This is a genomic window from Nocardia sp. NPDC002869, from assembly GCF_046764065.1.
Taxonomy (GTDB): domain Bacteria; phylum Actinomycetota; class Actinomycetes; order Mycobacteriales; family Mycobacteriaceae; genus Nocardia; species Nocardia rhamnosiphila.
This window is the reverse complement of record NZ_JBKOOL010000254.1, coordinates 1-5,492: the sequence shown is the minus strand read 5'-3', so window position 1 is coordinate 5,492 and position 5,492 is coordinate 1. Positions and strand designations below refer to the sequence as shown.

Annotated in this window: 6 protein-coding genes; 3 read left to right on the top strand and 3 right to left on the bottom strand. The window is 71.5% G+C overall.

What is annotated here, in order from left to right:
* Positions 1-80 precede the first annotated feature (80 nt).
* Complete coding sequence (locus ACLML9_RS27565; protein WP_036538000.1) at positions 81-275, bottom strand: hypothetical protein; 195 nt, start codon at positions 273-275, stop codon at positions 81-83.
* 269 nt (positions 276-544) lie between these two features.
* Between ACLML9_RS27565 and ACLML9_RS27560 the strand changes: the two genes are divergently transcribed.
* The gene (locus ACLML9_RS27560; RefSeq protein WP_411948242.1) at positions 545-904 is read left to right on the top strand and encodes a DUF952 domain-containing protein; all 360 of its coding nucleotides are present in this window, start codon (positions 545-547) and stop codon (positions 902-904) included.
* Between the two features lie 17 nt (positions 905-921).
* On the opposite strand, the gene ACLML9_RS27555 is transcribed toward ACLML9_RS27560, so the two are convergent.
* Complete coding sequence (locus tag ACLML9_RS27555) at positions 922-1,584, bottom strand: response regulator (RefSeq protein WP_411948241.1); 663 nt, start codon at positions 1,582-1,584, stop codon at positions 922-924.
* Entirely contained in the window at positions 1,581-2,789 is a 1,209-nt protein-coding gene (locus tag ACLML9_RS27550) for a sensor histidine kinase (RefSeq protein WP_411948240.1), read from the bottom strand. Before ACLML9_RS27550 ends, ACLML9_RS27555 begins: the two co-directional genes overlap by 4 nt.
* A 408-nt stretch (positions 2,790-3,197) precedes the next feature.
* Between ACLML9_RS27550 and ACLML9_RS27545 the strand changes: the two genes are divergently transcribed.
* Together ACLML9_RS27545 and eutC are read left to right on the top strand one after the other, a co-directional pair.
* Complete coding sequence (locus ACLML9_RS27545; RefSeq protein WP_411948239.1) at positions 3,198-4,619, top strand: ethanolamine ammonia-lyase subunit EutB; 1,422 nt, start codon at positions 3,198-3,200, stop codon at positions 4,617-4,619.
* On the top strand, positions 4,616-5,437 hold the full coding sequence (gene eutC, locus ACLML9_RS27540) for an ethanolamine ammonia-lyase subunit EutC (RefSeq protein ID WP_411948238.1): 822 nt from the start codon (positions 4,616-4,618) through the stop codon (positions 5,435-5,437). Before ACLML9_RS27545 ends, eutC begins: the two co-directional genes overlap by 4 nt.
* Positions 5,438-5,492: the final 55 nt, after the last annotated feature.

The following is a 5,492-nucleotide window of genomic DNA, read 5'->3' as shown; positions in this document are numbered from 1 at the left end:
TGGCGGGCGACCGGATCGGTCGCCCGCCACGGAGACGGTGTTCTGTTGTTCGATGCTGTTGTGTCGGACGCGAGGACGGGTCAGAGAGCGGGAGCGGACTCCGTGTCGATCACGGCGTCGAGTTCGCGCAGTCGGTCCATATGTTCGTTCGCGTGGTGCTGGCAGAAGAGCAACTCGCCACCTGCGGGCAGAACGGCACGCACACGCGCAGCCGCCCCGCAGCGATCGCAGCGATCGACCGCGGTCAGTGGGGTGCTAGTCAGGGTTCCTGGCATGACTCCTCCGTCCTGGCTTCCGGCACAATACCGTTCACCTGGTGTGAGGCCCGTGGTCACTCCGCGGGCTCGCTTCCGCTACTTCCCAGCAGTGGTGTAACTACTCTGTCAGACGTTCGGGGCATCGGGATTGTTCCCACTGGGGAACCAGTGTGTTTTCCCTAACACGACCAGCGCTTTTCGCCTGTGGCGAACACCGCGGGGCGGGTGTGGAAAACGTGCGGCCCTTGCTCCGTACCGACTGTCGAGTTGTGTATCGGAGGTTACCCGTGCCCTGTGACACTCACACCCTTGTTCACCTCTGTACTCCCGGTGAGTGGGCACTTGCCCGGGAAGATGGTGCGCATCGGCCCGATTCGCTGCGGACGGAGGGATTCGTTCATCTCTCCGCGCCACAGCAGGTGCACCTGCCCGCGAACCGCCTTTTCGCAGGTCGGCGCGATCTTCTGCTACTCCGTCTGGACCCGGACCGCCTCGCGGCGCCGGTGCGCTGGGAGCCGGGTGCGCCCAGCGACGATCCGGCGTTGCGTTTCCCACATCTGTACGGTCCGCTGCCGGTCGAAGCCGTCATCGGGGTGGACAGCTACCTCCCCGGCACCGACGGACGCTTCGCGCCGCTGCCCGGCTGAGCCGCGACCGACCTCGGCTACGGATGCCCGGCGGCCCCGTCGCCGAGTTCGCGCGCCAGGATCGCGGCCTGCACCCGAGACCGCATCCCCAATTTGGTGAGGACACGGGACACATGTGTTTTGACCGTGGTCTCGCTGATGAACAGTCGCGCCGCGATCTGCGCGTTGGACAGTCCGCCGCCCAGACAGTCGAACACCTCTTTCTCCCGGCCGGTGAGCTCGGCCATACCCGGTGGCGGTTCGGGACCTCGGCCGGACGGTGTTCCGGCGAAGGCGTCGATCACCGCGCGGGTGACCTCCGGGGCGAGCACCCCCTCGCCCGCGGCGACCGCGCGGACCGCGTCGACCAGCGCGGGCCCGGACGCCGACTTCAAGACGAACCCGGAAGCGCCCGCGCGGAGACTGCGGAACACGTATTCGTCGAGGTCGAAGGTGGTGAGGATGAGCACCCGCGCCAGGCTCTCGCCGGTGACCCGGGTGGTCGCGGTGATGCCGTCCACCCCCGGCATGCGCACATCCATCAGCACCACATCCGGCCGCAGCGCCCGGGCCTGGGCCACCGCGACCTCGCCGTCGGCGGCCTCGCCCACCACCTCGATATCGCCGGCCGCGTCGAGGATCATGCGCAGCCCGGCGCGGATCGCGGCATGATCATCGGCGATGAGAACCCGGACCGTCACCGCGGATCCCCCACGGTGTCGGGCACCGCGGCCAGTGGGAGCCTCGCCCGCACCCACCAGGCGCCGGCCTCCGGCCCCGCCCGCAACGTACCGCCGAGGGCGGCCGCGCGTTCGCGCATATTCGACAGGCCGCGCCGGTCGGCGGCCGGCTCCGGCGCCGGAGACGGCCCGGCGCTCAGCGGATTGCGTACCGTCAGCACCAGTGTCGTGGACTCGGCGTGCACGTCGATATCGACCTCCTGCCCGGGGGCGTGTTTCATCACATTGGTGACCGCTTCCTGGACGATGCGGTAGGCCGCTTGGTCCACCGCCCCGGCCGGTACGGTTTCGCCCAGGTCCAGCCGGACCCGTACCCGCATACCCGCCTGCCGGGCCGCGGTGACCAGCCCGGGCAGCTGGGCCAGGCGCCCGGGCGCGGTCGTCTGATCGGCGTCGTCCTCGCGGCGCAGCAGGCCGATCATCGTCCGCATCTCCCGGAGCGCTTCGACGCTGTTGGTGCGGATCGCGCCGAGCACCCCGGCCAGCCGCGGGTCGGCGGTGCCGTCGAGGCCGCCCAGTGCCGCTTCGGACTGCAGGGCGATGGCCGACAGATGCCCGGCGATCACATCGTGCAGGTCCCGCGCCATGGCCTTGCGTTCGTCCGCCACCGCCGCCCGCCGGTCCAGTTCGGCGACCAGCGACAGGGCGCGAACGCGGGCCCGTTCGGCATCGGCGGTCTCCTTGTGCGCGCGGACGGTCAGGCCCCACCACAGCGAGGTGCCGACGAAGGCCGCCGCCAGTACCAGCGCCAGCGACATCAGCTGCCAGTCGCCGGTGATCGCCAGCACCACCCCCGCCGCGGTCGCGGAGAGAGCCAGCCAGGCCACCACCGCGCCCTGCATCTGCCGTCGCGTGCCGTACACCACCGCCGCATAGATCAGATCGGTGTACACCAGCCAGACCGGCAGTGTCGGCCCGAGCGACAGATCCATCACCAGTGGTAGCAGCCCCAGCACCATCGCGGTGATCGGCGCCCGGCGCCGTACCAGCAGTACCGCACTCGCCAGCCCGAGGATCGCGATCCGCGGCCACAGCGGGCCGGCCTGCGACTGGGGGGCGAACATCATCTGGAAGCCGGCCAGGTACAGCAGCACGCCGAACAGGAACCATCCGCCCGCCACGACGACGTCTCGTGTTGTCGCCGACAACGCCGACCACCGCTGCATGCGTTCATCTCAGCACACCGATCCGCGGCTCGGATCCATCGAAGTGATGAGCGGTGCGGGTACGAACTGCGGACCCGGCGAGTGAGGTCCCCCCGGCACACGGCTCTGCCGCTGTTCTCCGGTACGCACCACCCGGTCGCGACCGGGCGGCGTGCGTGCGCGGTGCCGGGTCCTCAGGGCCCGGGGTATGCCCGGAGCGGTCGGGATCTTCTCCGGGAAGCCGTCCGTTCACCTCCGGTGCTGTCTCGGCCGGGCCGTGGTCGCGCGAGGTTCCCGGCGTCCGGGCGCGGAACCTGCCAGGGCGGTAATCTGCGGGGGCACCGTGTATGTCGGCCGCCCACCGACCGGTCCGGTAGGACACCGTCCACCGGCCGGGCGAGGACAGCGGCCCGGACGGACGGGAACCGGATGACGGTCTACACCCAGCACCTGGGCGGCACGAACTATCGCTTCGACGGACTCGTGGACGTGCTCGCCAAGGCCACGCCCCGGCGCAGCGGCGACGAACTGGCCGGATGTGCGGCGGACACCGATGCCGAGCGAGCGGCCGCGCAATGGGTGCTCGCCGATATCCCGCTCACCGAGTTCCTCGAGCAGCCGGTGGTTCCCTACGACACCGACGAGGTGACCCGGCTGATCCTGGACACCCACGATCGCGCCGCGTTCGGTCCGGTCGCGGCGCTCACGGTCGGCGGGCTCCGGGACCGGTTGCTCGCGGTCGCGGCCGGCGAGGGAACCGCCGGCCCGGCGGCCACCCTGCGCGCTCTCGCGCCGGGCCTGACCCCGGAGATGGCCGCCGCGGTCAGCAAGATCATGCGCAATCAGGACCTCATCGCCGTCGCGCACGCGGCCCGGGTGAGTTCGGCGTTCCGGACCACCATCGGGGCGCCCGGCACCCTGGCCACCCGGTTGCAGCCCAACCATCCCACCGACGACCGTGACGGGATCGCCGCCGCCGTCCTGGACGGCCTGCTGCTGGGCTGTGGTGACGCCGTCATCGGCGTCAACCCGGCCACCGACTCCCCGCGGGCCGCGGCGGACCTGCTCACCCTGCTCGACGATATCCGCACCCGCTTCGATATTCCGGCGCAGTCGTGCGTGCTCGCCCATGTCACCACCACGCTCGAGCTGATCTCGGCCGGGGCGCCGGTCGACCTCGTCTTCCAGTCGGTCGCCGGGACGGAGGCCGCCAATGCGGCGTTCGGCGTGAACCTGGCGCTGCTGCGGGAAGCGAACGACGCCGGGCGGTCGCTGCGGCGCGGCACCGTCGGCGGCAATGTGATGTATCTGGAGACCGGCCAGGGGTCGGCGCTCTCGGCCGATGCGCACCGGGGAACGGGCGGCAGGCCGGTGGACCAGCAGACCCTCGAGACGCGCGCCTACGGCGTGGCCCGGGAGCTGCGGCCGTTGCTGGTGAACACGGTGGTCGGGTTCATCGGCCCGGAGTACCTCTACGACGGCAAACAGATCGTGCGCGCGGGCCTCGAGGATCATTTCTGCGGCAAATTGCTCGGCCTGCCGATGGGCGTGGACGTCTGCTACACCAACCACGCCGAAGCCGACCAGGACGATATGGACACGTTGCTCACCCTGCTCGGCGCCGCCGGCTGTGCCTTCGTCATCGCGGTCCCCGGCGCCGACGATGTGATGCTCGGCTACCAGAGCCTGAGCTTCCACGACGCCCTCTACGCCCGCCGGGTGCTGGGACTGCGCCCCGCCCCGGAGTTCGCGCAATGGCTGGACCGGCTCGGGATGCTGGACGAGACGGGCCGGGTGCTGCCGGTGGCGCCGGCCGCGTCCCCGTTGCGCGTGCTGACAGGGGGCCGATGACGACCGGCGAGGAGAGGGCGCCTGCGGATTCCCAGGCGTTCTGGACCGGATTGCGGTCGTTCACCCAGGCGCGCATCGGTTTGGGCCGGGCCGGTGACGCGCTACCCACCCGGCGCGTCCTGGAATTCGGCGCGGCGCACGCCGCCGCCCGCGATGCGGTGCATATCCCGCTCGAGGTGCCGGCGCTGTGCGCGCGGCTCGCCGAACTGGGCGTGGGCGCGCCGGTCCATATCCGCAGCCGGGCCCGGGACCGGGCCGAATATCTGCGCCGCCCCGACCTGGGCCGGCTGCCGGCCGTCGACCCGGACGCGACGGCCGGTGGGCCGGCGCGGCTCGCGCGCTCGGGCGCCGATATCGGCCTGGTACTCGCCGACGGATTGTCCGCCCGGGCGCTCACCACCCACGGGCCGCCCACTGTCGCGGCGTTGCTGGAGGTGTTGCGCCCGCGCTGGTCGATCGCGCCGCCGGTGGTGGCGACGCAGGCGCGGGTGGCGCTCGGCGACCATATCGGTGCCGCCCTGGGGGTGACGACCGTCCTGGTGCTGATCGGTGAACGTCCCGGCCTCTCGGTGGCCGACAGCCTCGGCGTCTACCTGACCCACCGGCCACGACCCGGCCGCACCGACGCCGACCGTAACTGCGTATCGAATATCCATCCGCCCGGGGGAACGGGATACCGCCGGGCGGCGGAGGTCGTCGTCGCCCTGGTGGCCGGGGCCCGCCGACTCGATCGCTCTGGTGTGACGCTGAAGGACACGTCCCGGGAGCCGATCCTGCCGGGGCCGCCCGGCCGGTTATCCGGCGGCGAAACGGGGTAGCCGCGCAAAGGCCCCTGAACGCCGCGGGAACCGGCGGTTCCACAGGCGTTCAGGG